This window comes from Maribacter hydrothermalis (assembly GCF_001913155.1).
Classification (GTDB): domain Bacteria; phylum Bacteroidota; class Bacteroidia; order Flavobacteriales; family Flavobacteriaceae; genus Maribacter; species Maribacter hydrothermalis.
In genome coordinates this window covers 1,923,893-1,938,983 of record NZ_CP018760.1, presented here as the reverse complement: position 1 = coordinate 1,938,983, position 15,091 = coordinate 1,923,893, and the positions used below count along the sequence as shown (strand labels likewise).

General features: G+C 33.0%; 11 protein-coding genes. 8 read left to right on the top strand and 3 right to left on the bottom strand.

What is annotated here, in order from left to right:
* Positions 1-130: 130 nt before the first annotated feature.
* Positions 131-460: a bleomycin resistance protein gene (locus BTR34_RS08310; RefSeq protein WP_317039605.1), complete on the top strand. Its 330-nt coding sequence runs from the start codon at positions 131-133 to the stop codon at positions 458-460.
* An 86-nt stretch (positions 461-546) separates the two neighbouring features.
* Here BTR34_RS08310 and katG read toward each other — a convergent pair whose 3' ends face one another.
* On the bottom strand, positions 547-2,790 hold the full coding sequence (katG, locus tag BTR34_RS08305) for a catalase/peroxidase HPI (protein ID WP_068485744.1): 2,244 nt from the start codon (positions 2,788-2,790) through the stop codon (positions 547-549).
* A gap of 316 nt (positions 2,791-3,106) precedes the next feature.
* Between katG and BTR34_RS08300 the strand changes: the two genes are divergently transcribed.
* Positions 3,107-3,676 carry a PepSY domain-containing protein gene (locus tag BTR34_RS08300; RefSeq protein ID WP_068485742.1) on the top strand — a complete coding sequence of 190 codons (570 nt, stop codon included), beginning with the start codon at positions 3,107-3,109 and terminating at the stop codon, positions 3,674-3,676.
* A 51-nt stretch (positions 3,677-3,727) separates the two neighbouring features.
* Positions 3,728-4,699 (top strand): 23S rRNA (adenine(1618)-N(6))-methyltransferase RlmF, encoded by a 972-nt coding sequence (gene rlmF / locus BTR34_RS08295; protein WP_068485740.1) that lies wholly within the window; start codon positions 3,728-3,730, stop codon positions 4,697-4,699.
* Positions 4,700-5,233: 534 nt separating this feature from the next.
* On the opposite strand, the gene gltX is transcribed toward rlmF, so the two are convergent.
* Complete coding sequence (gene gltX / locus BTR34_RS08290) at positions 5,234-6,736, bottom strand: glutamate--tRNA ligase (protein WP_068485739.1); 1,503 nt, start codon at positions 6,734-6,736, stop codon at positions 5,234-5,236.
* A 256-nt stretch (positions 6,737-6,992) separates the two neighbouring features.
* Between gltX and BTR34_RS08285 the strand changes: the two genes are divergently transcribed.
* The 5 genes from BTR34_RS08285 to BTR34_RS08265 all read left to right on the top strand — a co-directional run bounded on the left by BTR34_RS08285 (position 6,993) and on the right by BTR34_RS08265 (position 14,364).
* Positions 6,993-10,424, top strand: a complete 3,432-nt coding sequence (locus BTR34_RS08285; protein WP_235843243.1) for a DUF4175 family protein — start codon at positions 6,993-6,995, stop codon at positions 10,422-10,424.
* Positions 10,417-10,836: an rRNA maturation RNase YbeY gene (gene ybeY / locus BTR34_RS08280; RefSeq protein WP_068485735.1), complete on the top strand. Its 420-nt coding sequence runs from the start codon at positions 10,417-10,419 to the stop codon at positions 10,834-10,836. The genes BTR34_RS08285 and ybeY overlap by 8 nt, the downstream gene beginning before the upstream one ends.
* A 4-nt stretch (positions 10,837-10,840) precedes the next feature.
* Positions 10,841-12,709, top strand: a complete 1,869-nt coding sequence (gene mnmG, locus BTR34_RS08275) for a tRNA uridine-5-carboxymethylaminomethyl(34) synthesis enzyme MnmG (RefSeq protein ID WP_068485733.1) — start codon at positions 10,841-10,843, stop codon at positions 12,707-12,709.
* Positions 12,710-12,781: 72 nt separating this feature from the next.
* Positions 12,782-13,618, top strand: coding sequence for a class I SAM-dependent methyltransferase (locus BTR34_RS08270; protein ID WP_068485731.1), 837 nt, complete (start codon positions 12,782-12,784; stop codon positions 13,616-13,618).
* A gap of 239 nt (positions 13,619-13,857) precedes the next feature.
* Positions 13,858-14,364: an OmpH family outer membrane protein gene (locus BTR34_RS08265; RefSeq protein ID WP_068485729.1), complete on the top strand. Its 507-nt coding sequence runs from the start codon at positions 13,858-13,860 to the stop codon at positions 14,362-14,364.
* Between the two features lie 43 nt (positions 14,365-14,407).
* Here the strand turns inward: BTR34_RS08265 and BTR34_RS08260 are convergent, their stop codons facing one another.
* Positions 14,408-15,088: a LysE family translocator gene (locus BTR34_RS08260; RefSeq protein ID WP_068485727.1), complete on the bottom strand. Its 681-nt coding sequence runs from the start codon at positions 15,086-15,088 to the stop codon at positions 14,408-14,410.
* Positions 15,089-15,091 lie beyond the last annotated feature (3 nt).

Here is a 15,091-nt window from a genome sequence, read left to right as displayed (position 1 = left end):
CAGAAAATCTTTAAAAATTTTTAATTGATGTACAATATATAGATTTAGTTTTTTACTTATAATAGTATCTTTAATCAGTGTACCTAACAACTAGCACATTATGTTGGCATCTATAAATCCAAAATTGCCAATGCGCAATAAAATTAAAACAAGGGACTATTATTTAAATTTCTTAGGTTTTGTTGAGTATGGAAGTATAGATTATCCCGAATACCTTATGGTAGAAAAAGATAATGTTCAAATACATTTCTTTTTATTTGAAGCGCTTAATCCTAGAGAAAATTATGGTCAAATTTATATACGAACAACCGACATAGAAACTTTGTACCAATCGTTATTAAAAAACAAGGTGCCCATACACCCCAATGGAACATTATCATTAAAGCCATGGAAACAAAAGGAGTTTTCGCTTTTAGACCCTGATAATAATCTGTTAACCTTTGGGCAGACAATCTTATAAACCTTTCTAGTCATTAAATTTGAAATAGAAAAAGGCAGCTCTAAAGAGCTGCCTTTTTCTATGAGGGGTTAAGCTTACTTAATAAATTAAACATCGTAACGATCTAAATTCATAACCTTCGTCCAGGCTTTTACAAAATCCTTTACAAATTTATGTTTTGCATCTTCAGTCCCGTAAACCTCTGCTAACGCCCTTAGTTCTGAATTAGAACCGAATATTAAGTCAACTCGCGAGCCTGTCCATTTTACATTTCCTGTTCTTCTATCTTTACCTTCAAAAACAGTATCATCATTTGAAGATGCTTTCCAGGTTGTACCCATATCTAAAAGATTGACAAAGAAATCGTTAGTTAATGTACCTGGTCTGTTTGTAAAAACACCATTATTAGAACCATCATAGTTAGCCCCTAATACACGAAGTCCACCTACTAAAACCGTCATTTGCGGAGCGGTTAAAGTTAAAAGGTTAGCTCTATCTACTAACAATTCTTCGGCATTTACCGAGAATTTTTGTTTTGTAAAATTTCTAAATCCATCTGCAATAGGTTCTAGGGCATCAAACGATTCTATCTCCGTTTTTTCTTGAGTAGCATCGGTACGGCCTGCCGTAAAATCTACCTTAATATCAAAACCAGCAAGTTTTGCTGCATTTTCTACAGCTGCAGACCCTGCTAAAACAACTAAATCCGCAAATGAAACTTTTTTATTGCCAGATTGATTATCATTAAAATTCTTCTGAATCTTTTCTAATTCGGCAATAACCTTTGCCAATTGAGCTGGGTTGTTAACTTTCCAATTTTTTTGAGGTGCCAAGCGAATACGACCACCATTAGCTCCACCACGTTTATCTGACCCTCTAAAGGTTGATGCGGAAGCCCAAGCAGTAGAAACCAATTCGGCAGTTGAAAGACCCGATGCTAATACTGTTTTCTTTAATGTTGCAATATCTGCATCATTAATTAATTCGAAATCCACTTCTGGAATAGGGTCTTGCCATAACAATTCTTCATTAGGTACTTCTGGTCCCAAATAACGGGCTACAGGACCCATATCCCTATGCGTTAATTTATACCAAGCGCGTGCATACGCATCTTTAAACTCATCAGGATTTTCTAGAAAATTTCTTGAAATCTTTTCATAAGCAGGATCTACGCGTAAAGACAAATCTGTAACCAACATAAAAGGTTGATGTGTTTTACCTGGAATATGAGCATCTGGCATTTGACCTTTACCTGCATCACCTACCGGTTTATATTGCCAAGCGCCTGCGGGACTTTTTGTTAGTTCCCATTCGAACCCAAATAAGTTTTCAAAGTAATAATGGCTCCATTTTGTCGGCGTTTGTGTCCATGCACCTTCAATACCACTAGTAATGGTGTCAGCACCTGAACCGGTACCAAAACTATTTTTCCATCCTAAACCTTGTTCTGTAATATCAGCTGCAGCAGGTTCTGCACTTACATAATCATCTGGACTAGCCGCACCGTGTGTTTTACCGAATGTATGTCCGCCAGCTATTAAAGCAACAGTTTCATAATCATCCATAGCCATTCTTTTGAATGTCTGTCTTATATAATGAGCGGCCTCTAGCGGGTCTGGATTAGCATTATGCCCTTCTGGGTTTACATAAATTAATCCCATATGTGCTGCACCTAATGGGTTTTCTAATTCATTTCCTTCTTCATCATATCTTTGTTTGTTTCCTAACCATTCTGTTTCAGAACCCCAATAAATATCTTCTTCTGGTTGCCAAATATCTTCACGACCACCTGCAAAACCGAACATTGGCAATCCCATGCTTTCATGCGCAACATTACCTGTTAAAATCAATAAATCCGCCCATGATATTTTTTTTCCATATTTCTGTTTAATAGGCCAAAGCAATAAACGGGCTTTATCTAAATTAGCATTATCGGGCCAGCTGTTCAATGGGGCAAAACGCTGATTACCCGCACTTGCACCACCTCTACCATCTGCAATACGGTATGTGCCAGCACTATGCCATGCCATACGAATAAAGAAAGGACCGTAATGACCGTAATCTGCAGGCCACCAATCTTGACTAGTAGTCATTAATGTGGTTAAATCTTTTTTTACAGCCGCTAAATCCAAAGACTTAAACTCTTCGGCATAATTAAAATCGTCATCCATTGGGTCTGCCATTTTAGAATGCAACCTTAGAATATTCAAATTCAACATATTTGGCCACCAATCCTTAATGCTTGTACCGCCTCCAGCTGCTTGGTTCATTTCACCATTTAAAAATGGACAATTCGCTGCATCGGATTCATTTACGTCCCAAGCTTCACCTTTTCCGTTAGTACTACTCATGATATATAAATTTTAAGTTGTTCATAATTTCCTATTGTAAATCTATAAATATTACATCTATTATAAATTAAATTTCAATAGATAAAAACTATTGCAATATTTTTAAACTTTCATTCCGTGTTATAATTTTAAATAGACACTTAAAGATACAGATTTCAGCTATATTTATTTTATTCGAACCTATACTACTTCATTCTAATTAACAGTTAAAAATGAACCAACCACTAATCAAATTAATTTAGACTGTTTTAACAGTAAGTAAAATAATGTTCAAACTAAATCTAACTATATTGCATTGCTTTATTGGTTTCTATTTATGAAGGAAAAAAATACGCGAAAAAATCAAGCTAAAATATTACGGCTATTTAGAAAAGTTCATCGTACCACAGGTGCCGCTTTATTTATTTTCTTCTTTTTCATATCTATAACAGGATTATTATTAGGTTGGAAAAAACATAGTGGCGGAATACTATTATCTAAATCTTACCAAGGCACATCAACAGATTTAAAAGATTGGTTATCGGTTGATAGTTTACATACGCTCGCAAATGCTTATCTTCTAAAGTCAGTATCACCGGAACTTTCAACAGAAATAGATCGTATTGATATTCGAAAGGAAAAAGGCATGGTAAAATTTGTATATGCCAATCATTTATGGGGTCTTCAATTAGATGGGGCTACAGGTAAAATTTTAAATACAGAAAGGCGCTATTCGGACCTAATTGAACACATACATGATGGTTCCATTTTAGATAATTATATAGGCACTAGCAATAACCAAATTAAAGTCTTTTATACTACAGTAATGGGAATTGCTCTTTTAGTTTTTACAATAACCGGGTTTTGGCTTTGGTATGGTCCAAAGCGCATGAGAAGAAATAACTAAATAGGTAAAAAATTAGGATTAGCTTTGGTTCCCTAAGAATTTGTTGAAATTATGCCAAACCCTAAGAAAAAAGATAGTTTAGATAAACCAGGTTTACATTCTAGAAATAAGCACAAAGGCCGTTACAATTTAAAAGCACTACGTCTAATAAGCCCAGAACTTAAGGAATTTGTTGTAAAAAATAAATACGGAAACCTCTCAATTGATTTTTTCAATCCATATGCCGTAAAAGCACTAAATAAAGCACTTTTAATATCGAATTATAGTTTAGAATTTTGGGATATACCAGATGGTTTTTTATGCCCTCCTATTCCAGGAAGAGCAGACTATATACACCATATTGCAGATGTTTTAGCCGAAAATAATAATGGCGTATTAGTAAGAGGTGCCAACATAAAATGTTTGGATATTGGGGTAGGAGCCAATTGTGTATATCCAATTATTGGAAATAGTGCCTATGGTTGGTCATTTATTGGTTCTGATATTGACCAAAAAGCGATAAATGCTGCCCAAAAAACAATCGATATGAATATCGATTTAAAAGGGAAAATAGAGCTAAGACTGCAACCAAAACCAGCGCATATTTTTCTAGGAATTTTAGGCTCAAAGGAAAAAGTCGATTTAACAATTTGTAATCCCCCATTCCATGCAACACAAGCAGAATCAGAAGCGGGAACTTTACGAAAGTTGACTAATTTAAAGAAGAAAAGGGTTAAAAAAGCAGTGCTTAATTTCAGCGGTCAAGGTGGTGAGCTTTGGACTGACGGAGGCGAAAAACGTTTTGTGCTAAATATGATTAATGAAAGTGCCCAATTTCCAAAAAATTCCGCTTGGTATTCAACCTTAGTTTCAAAACATTCTAATTTACGCTATTTCTACGACAGACTAGAAAAAATAGGGGCAATAGCGCACAAAACAACTCCTATGGGCCAAGGAAATAAATTAAGTAGAATAATAGCATGGACATTTTTGACGGAGCCAGAAATGAAAACCTGGGCAGGCGAAAGATGGAAAACCGAATAAAATTTTAGCCGAAAACCTATTTTAAATAAGAATAAACCTTTTTAAGCCATTTTTAATTATAAATAGACCCGAAGGGTCGAAAAAATTTTAAAAATGAGCACCAGGACTAAAATAGCAGAAGAAACGGATCTTAGCACCCAATTGAAGAGTTTAATTCATTTTTGAATCATCGAAGCTATGTTTTCATTTACCCATAATCTGTTGACTAAAAAATTAGAGACCGCATTTTATTCTAATTCAAAGAAGTAACGAGTATAACGATTGTTATCAAAAAATAGAATCCGACGAACTTAACTTTGATTACGAATTTATTTCATCGTAGATAATTTTAAATGTAGATTAGGTATTAGAAGTTGTTGGGCTAATGGCAGTATCGGTAACTGAATTGACGAAACATAATACCAGCTAAAATGTGATTGCAGCTTTTTATTACCAAAACATTTTTATTCCGTTCCTATACAAAGAAGAGATAATGCAAGTTTTAGGTGCGATTTCAGAAAAATAAAAAGAATTCTACTTTCCCGAAAGTTCATTTTACCTCAATTTATTTAAAGCTGTCTCTATTCTAGAGATACTTTCTTCTTTCCCGATCATCGCCATAATGTCGAAAATATGGGGTCCTTTCATATCACCAACTAAAAACAATCTAAGCGGGGGCATTACCTTGCCAAAAGACAATTCTTTTTCGCCTATCCATGCTTTTACAATGGTTTCGCTATTTTCAGATGAAAAATCTTTTATCGGTTTTAAAACAGAAATAAGGTCGGTCATAATTTCTTCTGTATCTTCTTTCCATTGTTTTTTGGCTGCTTTTTCATTATATTCTGCAGGAGCTATAAAAAAGTAATCGCTTAATTCCCAAAAATCCGAAACAAAAACAGCACGTTCTTTTATAAGTGAAACCACTTTAGTAACATACTCTAAACCATCCTTGTTTGTAGCATACTCTTTAACAGTTGGTAAAAATAATTGAGCTAGCTCTTTATCTGATGTTTCTTGAAGGTAATGTTGATTATACCATTTGGTTTTTTCAGGGTCAAAACGAGCTCCAGATTTATTTACTCGCTCAAGACTAAACGCATTCACCAATTCATCTAAAGAAAATAATTCTTGTTCCGTACCAGGGTTCCATCCTAATAACGCTAGGAAATTTATAACTGCTTCAGGAAAATATCCTTCTTCTTTATAACCTTTAGACTCATTCCATGATAGTGGGAAAACCGGAAATCCTAGTTTTTCGCCATCTCTTTTACTTAACTTTCCTTTACCGACAGGTTTCATTATTAAAGGTAAATGAGCAAATTCTGGAGCATCCCAACCAAAGGCATCATACAACTGTTGGTGTAAGGCCATTGATGGTAACCATTCCTCGCCACGTATAACATGCGATATTTCCATTAAATGGTCATCAACAATATTTGCCAAGTGGTATGTTGGCATACCGTCACTTTTAAATAATACTTTATCATCCAAAACATTGGTATCTATTTGTATAGCCCCACGAATTTTATCCATTAACTGTAATTTTTCATCCGGTGGTGTTAAAAAACGAATAACATAATCATCGCCATTATCCAACCTTGTTTTAACTTCTTCGGGCATTAACGAAAGTGAATTGTCAAGTTTTAGGCGATTATGCCAGTTATAAATAAATGTTTTTCCTTTTTCTTCATGATTCTTTCTATGGGAATCTAGACTTTCTGGAGAATCAAACGCATAATAGGCTTTTCCATTTTCTACAAGTTCATTAGCATATTTCTTATATAGGGATTTACGCTCGCTCTGTCTATATGGGCCATAACCACCATCTTTACCAATACCTTCATCATAGGGAATGCCGCACCAATTTAAAGAATCTATAATGTACTGTTCAGCACCTTCAACAAATCTATTCTGGTCGGTATCTTCTATCCGTAAAATAAAATCCCCACCATGCTTTTTGGCAAACAAGTAATTAAACAAAGCGGTACGAACACCGCCAATATGTAACGCCCCGGTTGGGCTAGGAGCAAAACGAACACGAACTTTTTTCGACATATAATAGTTATGAATTAGCAAAGATACATAACCCTTCGTTTTTATATCGAATATGAGAACTAGGAATTAAAACCAAAACTGTAATAAATTGTTGATTATTACGGTTATATCTATATCACTTTACTTTCATTTAACAAAAATTTCAAAAGAAACAAAGGTGATAACTAGTATCTTGGTATAAAAAAAACAATTGCAAGACTACAAACACATACTTAACAAACTAAATTTATTCGTTAAGAAGCATTATTCACAAATATTGCTTAAAGGAATACTATTATTTATTGCATTCGGATTTTTATTTTTCCTTGTGGTATTAGGTATCGAATACTTTCTATGGCTAAACACGGTTGGTAGAATGGTTCTTTTGGGGATATTTGTTCTGGTAGAATTGTATTTAGTATTCCAATATATTTTGACTCCTATTTTCTATTTATTCCGTTTAAAAAAAGGAATTGGCCCAAAAGATGCGGCAATTATGATAGGAAGACATTTCCCTGAAGTGGGTGATAAACTAACCAACCTATTAGATTTGGCCGATGATAAACAACAATCAGAATTATTACTTGCTAGTATATCGCAAAGGTCAAAACAATTAGACCCTATACCTTTTTCAAATGCTATTAAATACAAAGATGTTATACCTTACCTGAAATATGGTGCTATACCTTTACTACTGTTAGCCATTCTATTCTTATCGGGGAATTGGCAAAAATTTTTCGGTTCTTATGAACGCGTTGTAAACTATGATCTGGCGTATGAAAAACCAGCCCCATTTAAATTTGAATTATTATCAAACAACCTTAAGGCATTACAAGACGAGGCATACACCTTACAAGTTGCAACAATAGGCTCCATAAAACCTGAAAATGTATATATCGTTATTAACGATGAGCAAATTTTACTTCAAAAAGAAAACGGGTTTTATAGCTATACATTTTCACCACCAATAAAAACTACCAGTTTCTCATTCACCGCTAACGAAGTAACATCAAAAGAATATATACTGACCGGATTAAAAACTCCAGGAATCATAGATTTTACTATGAACTTAGTTTTCCCTTCTTACTTGAACAAAAGCAATGAAACAATAAAAGGTACTGGAAATGCAGTAATACCTGAAGGAACTAAAGTTGAATGGCGAATAAAAGGGGAAAATACTGATAAGATTAATTTAATTACCACAGACACCATTCTTTCATTTTTAAAAAATCAAAACCGTTTTGAACTAGATAAAAAGATATATACCGACCTAAATTATCAACTTACTACGACAAACCTTAATGTTAAAGATTATGAAAAATTAGGCTATAATTTCACCATTATTAAAGATGGATATCCTTCTATCCAAGTAACACAAGTTTTAGATACACTAAATCCTAACATTTCCTACTATTCCGGAAATGTATCAGACGATTACGGAATAAAAACTATTGCTATTGTTTACTTTGAAAAGGACAAGGAACAAGAAGAAAAAGAAGTTATCCTTAAAAATCCAAAAAACAACTTTGAACAGTTTTATTATACTTTTCCTTCTGGTTTAACTCTTGATCAAGGTAAAGAATACGCCTTCTACTTTAAGGTTACGGACAACGATGCCATTCATAATGGTAAAACTGTTAAAAGTCAACTATTTCAACAAACGCTATTAAATGATAATCAGTTAAGAAATAAAGACCTAGAATCTCAACAAACACTTATAGAGGACTTAGACAAATCATTGGAACGCGCTAGAGAACAAAAAGAATCATTAGAGGAACTTAATCAAAATCAGAAAGAGAACAGTAGTTTAAATTTTAATGATAAAAATCAAATAAAGGACTTTCTGAAAAAACAAGAACGACAAGAAGAACTCATGCAAAAATTTAGCAAAGAGCTAAAAGATAATCTTAAAAAGGAAAACAATACTACTAAATTAAACCAATTGTTACAAGAACGTTTGGAAAGGCAAGAATTAGAGGCAAAGAAGAACGAAAAACTTTTAGAAGAACTTAATAAAATAGCTGACAAAATAAATAAGGACGAGCTGACAAAGCGATTGGAAGAGCTAGGTAAAAAACAAAAAAACAGTGAACGAAGTTTAGAACAACTTTTAGAGCTAACCAAACGGTATTATGTTACCGAAAAAGCCTCACAATTAGCAAAAGAATTAGAAAATTTATCTAAAAAACAAGATGAATTATCTACTCAAAGTAAAGGCACACAAAATGCTGAAAAACAGAAAGAACTAAATAAAGATTTTGATAAACTCTCACAAGAAATGGATGCCTTAAAAAAGGACAACCAAAAGTTAAAAAAACCAATTGATTTAAAAATTGATGAAGTAAAAAAATCAGGTGTAAAATCTGACCAAGTAGAAGCATTAGATGAACTAGAAAAGCAAGAACCCACAGAAGGACAATCACCTACGGAAGCAATGGAAAGTAAGCCAGGAAAAAAGCAGAAATCTGCAGCTCAAAAAATGAAAGAAATGAGTGAACAATTAAGTGAATCTTCATCAAGTAATGGGAGTAGTGGGACTTCTGTAGCCGAAGATGCAGAAATGCTCAGGCAAATACTAGACAATCTACTAATTTTCTCTTTTAAACAAGAGGCACTTTTTGATAAATTAACCAGCAAAGAAGATCAAGAATCCATCCAATATTCCGAAACAGTTCGTGACCAAAACGAACTAAGAGGCTTGTTTGAACATGTTGATGACAGCTTATTCGCTTTATCACTAAGACAAGCAGAATTATCGGAATTTGTGAATGAACAAATTACCGAAGTATACTACAATATTGACAAATCATTAGAAACAATGGCTGATGGGCAGGTATACCAAGGAATTTCTCATCAAAAATATGTATTAACTGCAGCAAACAGCCTAGCTGATTTTCTAGCCGAAGTAATGGATAATATGCAAGAGAGTATGCAAATGGGTAAGGGTTCAGGACAAAGTGAAGGTGGTTTTCAATTACCAGATATCATTAAGGGACAAGAACAACTTGGAGAAAAAATGGGTCAAAAAGGAAAATCTGGAAGTGAAGGAAAAGAAGGAAAAAATGGTGAAGGTAAGGAGGGGGAAAATGGAGAAAAAGGTGAAAGTGGTAAACAAGGGAAAGGCGGAAAACAGGGAGAGAATGGTAAAGGTGGTGAAAATGGAAGTGAAGGAGAAAATGGAAAAGGCCAAGGGGTTAAAAACGGAAAAGAGGGTGTAGGTGGTGAAAATGGACAAGGAAAAGGAGGTTCTAATGGCAACAGTGGCCAAGGTAATGGGCAAATGAGTGAGTCGGAACTCAAAGAAATTTATGAAATATACCAAAGTCAGCAGAAAATAAGACAAGAACTAGAAAATCAGCTTCAAAATATGATTAATTCTGGTGACCAAAAACTAGGTGAAAAGCTAATTAAACAGATGGAAGATTTTGAAAATGACATATTAGAAAACGGAATTACACAACGTACTATCAACAAAGCCAACACTATACAGTATGAATTATTAAAACTTGAAAATGCTGCTTTAAAACAAGGAAAGAAATCTGAAAGAGAAAGTAACTCAAATTTGAAGGATTTCAGTAACCCAATTACTACTAAACCCTCATTATTAGATAATTATCATAATGAAGTTGAAATTTTAAATAGGCAAAGCTTACCTTTGCGCCAAAATTTTCAAAACAAGGTTAAAGAGTATTTTAAAGCCAATGATTAATTACAATTACCTAACAGATTTTAAACTCGAAGAAGAAAATAATTATGATTCCTGGATTTCTCAGTCCTGTAAAAGTGAAGGATATACAATTCAAGAATTAAATTATATATTTTGTAGTGACGAGTACTTACTAAAAATCAACCAAGATTATTTACAACACGACTATTTAACAGATATAATCACTTTCGATTATGTGTCAGGAAAGAACGTATCTGGAGACTTATACATTTCAATAGACCGTGTAAAAGAAAATGCAGAGGAATTTAATGTTTCTTTTGATAATGAATTAAAGCGTGTTATGGTACATGGTGTTTTACACCTAATGGGCTATTCGGATAAATCGGATATAGCTACTACCGAAATGCGTGCTAAAGAAGAAGAAAAAATAAAGCTGTTCCACGTGGAACAATAAAGATATGTTTGGAGAAGAATACGATGTAATAGTAGTAGGAGGTGGTCATGCAGGAGCAGAAGCCGCAGCCGCAGCAGCCAATTTAGGCTCAAAAACACTTTTAGTTACCATGAATTTGCAAAATATTGGGCAAATGTCCTGTAATCCAGCAATGGGTGGAATTGCTAAAGGGCAAATAATTAGGGAAATTGATGCACTTGGTGGTTATAGTGGAATAGTATCAGACAAATCTGCTATACAATTTAAAATGCTAAACAAATCTAAAGGTCCAGCTATGTGGAGTCCACGTACACAAAACGACAGAATGCGTTTTGCCGAAGAATGGCGATTAATGTTAGAACAAACACCTAATGTAGATTTTTATCAAGAAATGGTAAGCGGACTATTAACTGACAACCATAAAGTTGTCGGGGTAAAAACCTCATTGGGAATTGAAATAAAATCAAAATCTGTTGTTTTAACCAATGGAACTTTTCTTAATGGTTTAATACATATTGGCGAAAAACAATTTGGTGGAGGTAGAGCTGGAGAAAAAGCAGCAACGGGAATTACAGAACAATTGGTGAGCATTGGTTTTGAAAGTGGAAGAATGAAAACAGGAACACCACCAAGAGTTGATGGTCGTTCTTTAGATTATTCCAAAATGATAGTACAACCAGGAGATGCAATTCCGGAAAAATTTTCATATTCGAATACCAAACCATTATCACAGCAAAGAGATTGTTATATGACACATACAAGTTCTTTGGTTCATGACCTATTACGTAAAGGTTTCGATAGATCTCCTATGTTTAATGGTAGAATAAAAAGTACCGGACCAAGATATTGCCCTTCAATAGAAGATAAAATAAATCGCTTTGCAAATAAGGATAGTCATCAAATGTTTATTGAACCAGAAGGGTGGGAAACTGTAGAAGTATATGTAAATGGATTTTCAACTTCATTACCAGAAGATGTACAATTTAAAGCATTGCGCTCAGTAGTAGGTTTCGAAAAAGTAAAATTCTTTAGACCTGGTTATGCAATTGAATATGATTACTTTCCACCAACACAATTAAAACATACATTAGAAACCAAACTTGTTGAAAACCTATATTTCGCCGGACAAATAAACGGAACCACTGGATACGAAGAAGCAGCATCTCAAGGATTAATGGCAGGTATAAATGCACACTTAAAACTTAAGGAACAAGAACCCTTAATATTAAAAAGAGACGAAGCATATATAGGTGTATTAATAGATGATTTAATTACCAAAGGAACTGAAGAACCTTATCGTATGTTTACTTCCCGCGCAGAGTATAGAACATTACTTAGACAGGATAATGCAGATTTACGCTTAACACCATTAAGCTATAATATTGGTTTAGCTACCGATAAGCGAATGAAAAGAATGGAGGAGAAACTTGAAAAATCTGAAACTCTTGTAAACTTTTTTAAAGAAACTAGTGTTCTACCAGAAGATATAAATCCAATATTTGAAAGTATAGAATCTTCCTTAGTAAAACAATCTGATAAAATGTACAAAGCATTTTCACGACCTAACGTTACTATGGACCACATGCTACAACTAAAACATGTATCCGAATTTGTGCAAGAAAATAATTTTGATAGTGAAATTCTTGAACAAGCAGAAGTACAAATTAAATACTCAGGATATATAGCTAAAGAAAAAGTAAACGCAGATAAACTTCACCGTCTTGAAGCAGTTAAAATTCCCAAAAACTTTGACTATACAAAACTTAAATCTTTATCCTTTGAAGCAAGGGAAAAGCTAACAAAAATTCAACCAATAACAATTTCACAAGCATCAAGAATTAGTGGAGTTACACCAAGCGACATTAGTGTACTTTTAGTTTTTCTTGGCCGGTAGGAGAAATTGTTCCACGTGGAACAATGAAAAATTCATTAATCGAAAATCAACCTAAAATTACGGTATAGTCATATGTCTAATATTAATTCATATATCAAAACCAAAGACTATCTAGTTACAAAAGAAGAATTCAACCTTGTATACGATGCAGAGAACGACATGCTTATTACTAAACCACAACCTTCTGAATTATCTAAATATTACGATCCAGAAAATTACATTTCGCATAACGACCAAGGTTCTACTTTAATCGAAAAGGTTTACCAAAAAGTAAAAACATATACGCTAAATAAAAAGGTAAAACTCATCAATAGATATTCTAACCTGGATAAAACTATATTGGATATCGGTTGTGGAACAGGAGAATTTTTAATCTATGCTAAGAATAAAAATTGGGATACTTACGGTATAGAAATAAATAATGGAGCTCGAAAAAAAGCAGAAGAAAAAAAAATAAGAACTACTGAAAAATTAGAAGATATTTCTAATAAAAAATTTAATGTAATTACACTTTGGCACGTACTTGAACATTTACCCAATTTGGAAAAACAAATAAAAAAAATTGAATCGCTTCTAACTAAAAATGGTACATTAATAATAGCCGTCCCAAATTATAAATCTTACGACGCACTATACTATAAAGAACATTGGGCTGCATACGACACCCCCAGACATCTTTGGCATTTCTCACAGAAATCAATTTCCAACATATTTCAAAAAAATCACTTTACGGTTGTGGAAACCTTACCCATGCATTTTGATTCCTATTATGTTTCCCTATTATCAGAAAAATATAAAAATGGAAAAACAAACTATATAAAAGCAATTTATAGAGGTTGGCTTTCAAATATGCGTGCAAAATCTACTGGAGAATATTCTTCTCTAATATATATCCTCCAAAAACAGTAAAATCGCATTTTAATGCTCTTAAAACCTTTTTAAAGTATAAAACATCTACTTATAAGTCGAATTAACAAAACGCCCTTAAAAAAGCTTTAAATGTATGAATTATCATAATATATATTTATAAGTAAATTAATAATTATAAGATATATTGATATAATGATAAATTTCAATTTTATTTGAAATTAAAAATATTTTCAATCAAAAAAGCTTTGTTACTTTTGCATCACATTAAAAATGAAAAAATGAAAAACCTTATAGTAATTTTAGCCATTGCATTATTAGCATCTTGTCAACAAGAAAAAATTGGATTCGTGGATAACGTAAAGTTGATGGATGAATACCAACAAAAAATTGATGTTGAAGCAAAATTTAAAGTACAAGCAGACGCATTAGCAAAAACAAGAGATAGTATTTCTCAAGCATTCCAAATAGAAGCACAAGCTTTTCAAGCAAAAGCTCAATCTATGCCTCAAACAAAAGCTCAAGAAGAATATGCAGCAATGCAACAAAAAGGACAAATTATTGGTCAACAGCTTCAGCAACAAGATCAACAACTTCAACTTGCAGGACAAACAGAAATGGATAGTATAGTTTCTAAGGTAAAAAAAGAAATTAAAGCTTACGGAAAGAAAAATGGATATTCTTACATTTTAGGTGGTGGAGATGGTGGAAGTGTTCTTTACGGGAAAGATGCAAACGATTTAACCAATGAAATAGTAAAATTACTAAACGATAATTATAAAAAATAGATTATCCTTACTAAGAAAAAAAGCCGGTATGTACCGGCTTTTTCTATTCTATAATAGTATGTTCCAATTTTTCCAGACCGTTTTCTATATTAAATTGATTTTTAGGTAAAAAACCTTTAACTATAAGCACTAAACCACATATTAAAAGTATAATACCAATTACCTTCTTTACCATAAAAATTCTTTTAGCAGTTAATTTTTTCTTCAACTGTTTAGCTAATAAAATTTTAAAAATATCTGTTATAAAATAGGAGAGTAATACGGTAGCAAAGAAGGTGACAAACCTATTTGGATCATTATCAAGGCTTGGTCCAATAATTATTATAATACCAAGCCAAAAAACTAAAACTCCTATGTTGATAAAATTTAAAAGGAAACCTTTAACAAAAAGACCTAAAAAATCCGATTTCTTTATCCTTTTAGATCCCAAAGGAATTTCTTTAATACCTACTTTAAAAAAAGTAACTAATCCATAAATCAATAAAATAACCCCTCCAAAAACATAAAGTCCTGGTTGGTTACTTAAATTTTCAAGCAGTTGAAAACTACTAAAATACGCCACAAGAATAAAAAGAATATCTGCCAATAAAACTCCAATATCAAAAGTTATAGCTGCCCTAAATCCTTTGATTGCACTTGTTTCTAAAAGAACAAAAAAGACAGGACCAACCATAAAGCTTAAAAAAAAGCCTAAAGGGATTGCTGCTTGTATATCTTCTAACATTAA

Bases quoted from the DNA above. Each gene is read 5' to 3' on its own strand.
- BTR34_RS08310 (WP_317039605.1), top strand. From the start codon at position 131: ATGCGCAATAAAATTAAAACAAGGGACTATTATTTAAATTTCTTAGGT.
- katG (WP_068485744.1), bottom strand. From the start codon at position 2,790: ATGAGTAGTACTAACGGAAAAGGTGAAGCTTGGGACGTAAATGAATCC.
- BTR34_RS08300 (WP_068485742.1), top strand. From the start codon at position 3,107: ATGAAGGAAAAAAATACGCGAAAAAATCAAGCTAAAATATTACGGCTA.
- rlmF (WP_068485740.1), top strand. From the start codon at position 3,728: ATGCCAAACCCTAAGAAAAAAGATAGTTTAGATAAACCAGGTTTACAT.
- gltX (WP_068485739.1), bottom strand. From the start codon at position 6,736: ATGTCGAAAAAAGTTCGTGTTCGTTTTGCTCCTAGCCCAACCGGGGCG.
- ybeY (WP_068485735.1), top strand. From the start codon at position 10,417: ATGATTAATTACAATTACCTAACAGATTTTAAACTCGAAGAAGAAAAT.
- mnmG (WP_068485733.1), top strand. From the start codon at position 10,841: ATGTTTGGAGAAGAATACGATGTAATAGTAGTAGGAGGTGGTCATGCA.
- BTR34_RS08270 (WP_068485731.1), top strand. From the start codon at position 12,782: ATGTCTAATATTAATTCATATATCAAAACCAAAGACTATCTAGTTACA.
- BTR34_RS08265 (WP_068485729.1), top strand. From the start codon at position 13,858: ATGAAAAACCTTATAGTAATTTTAGCCATTGCATTATTAGCATCTTGT.
- BTR34_RS08260 (WP_068485727.1), bottom strand. From the start codon at position 15,088: ATGTTAGAAGATATACAAGCAGCAATCCCTTTAGGCTTTTTTTTAAGC.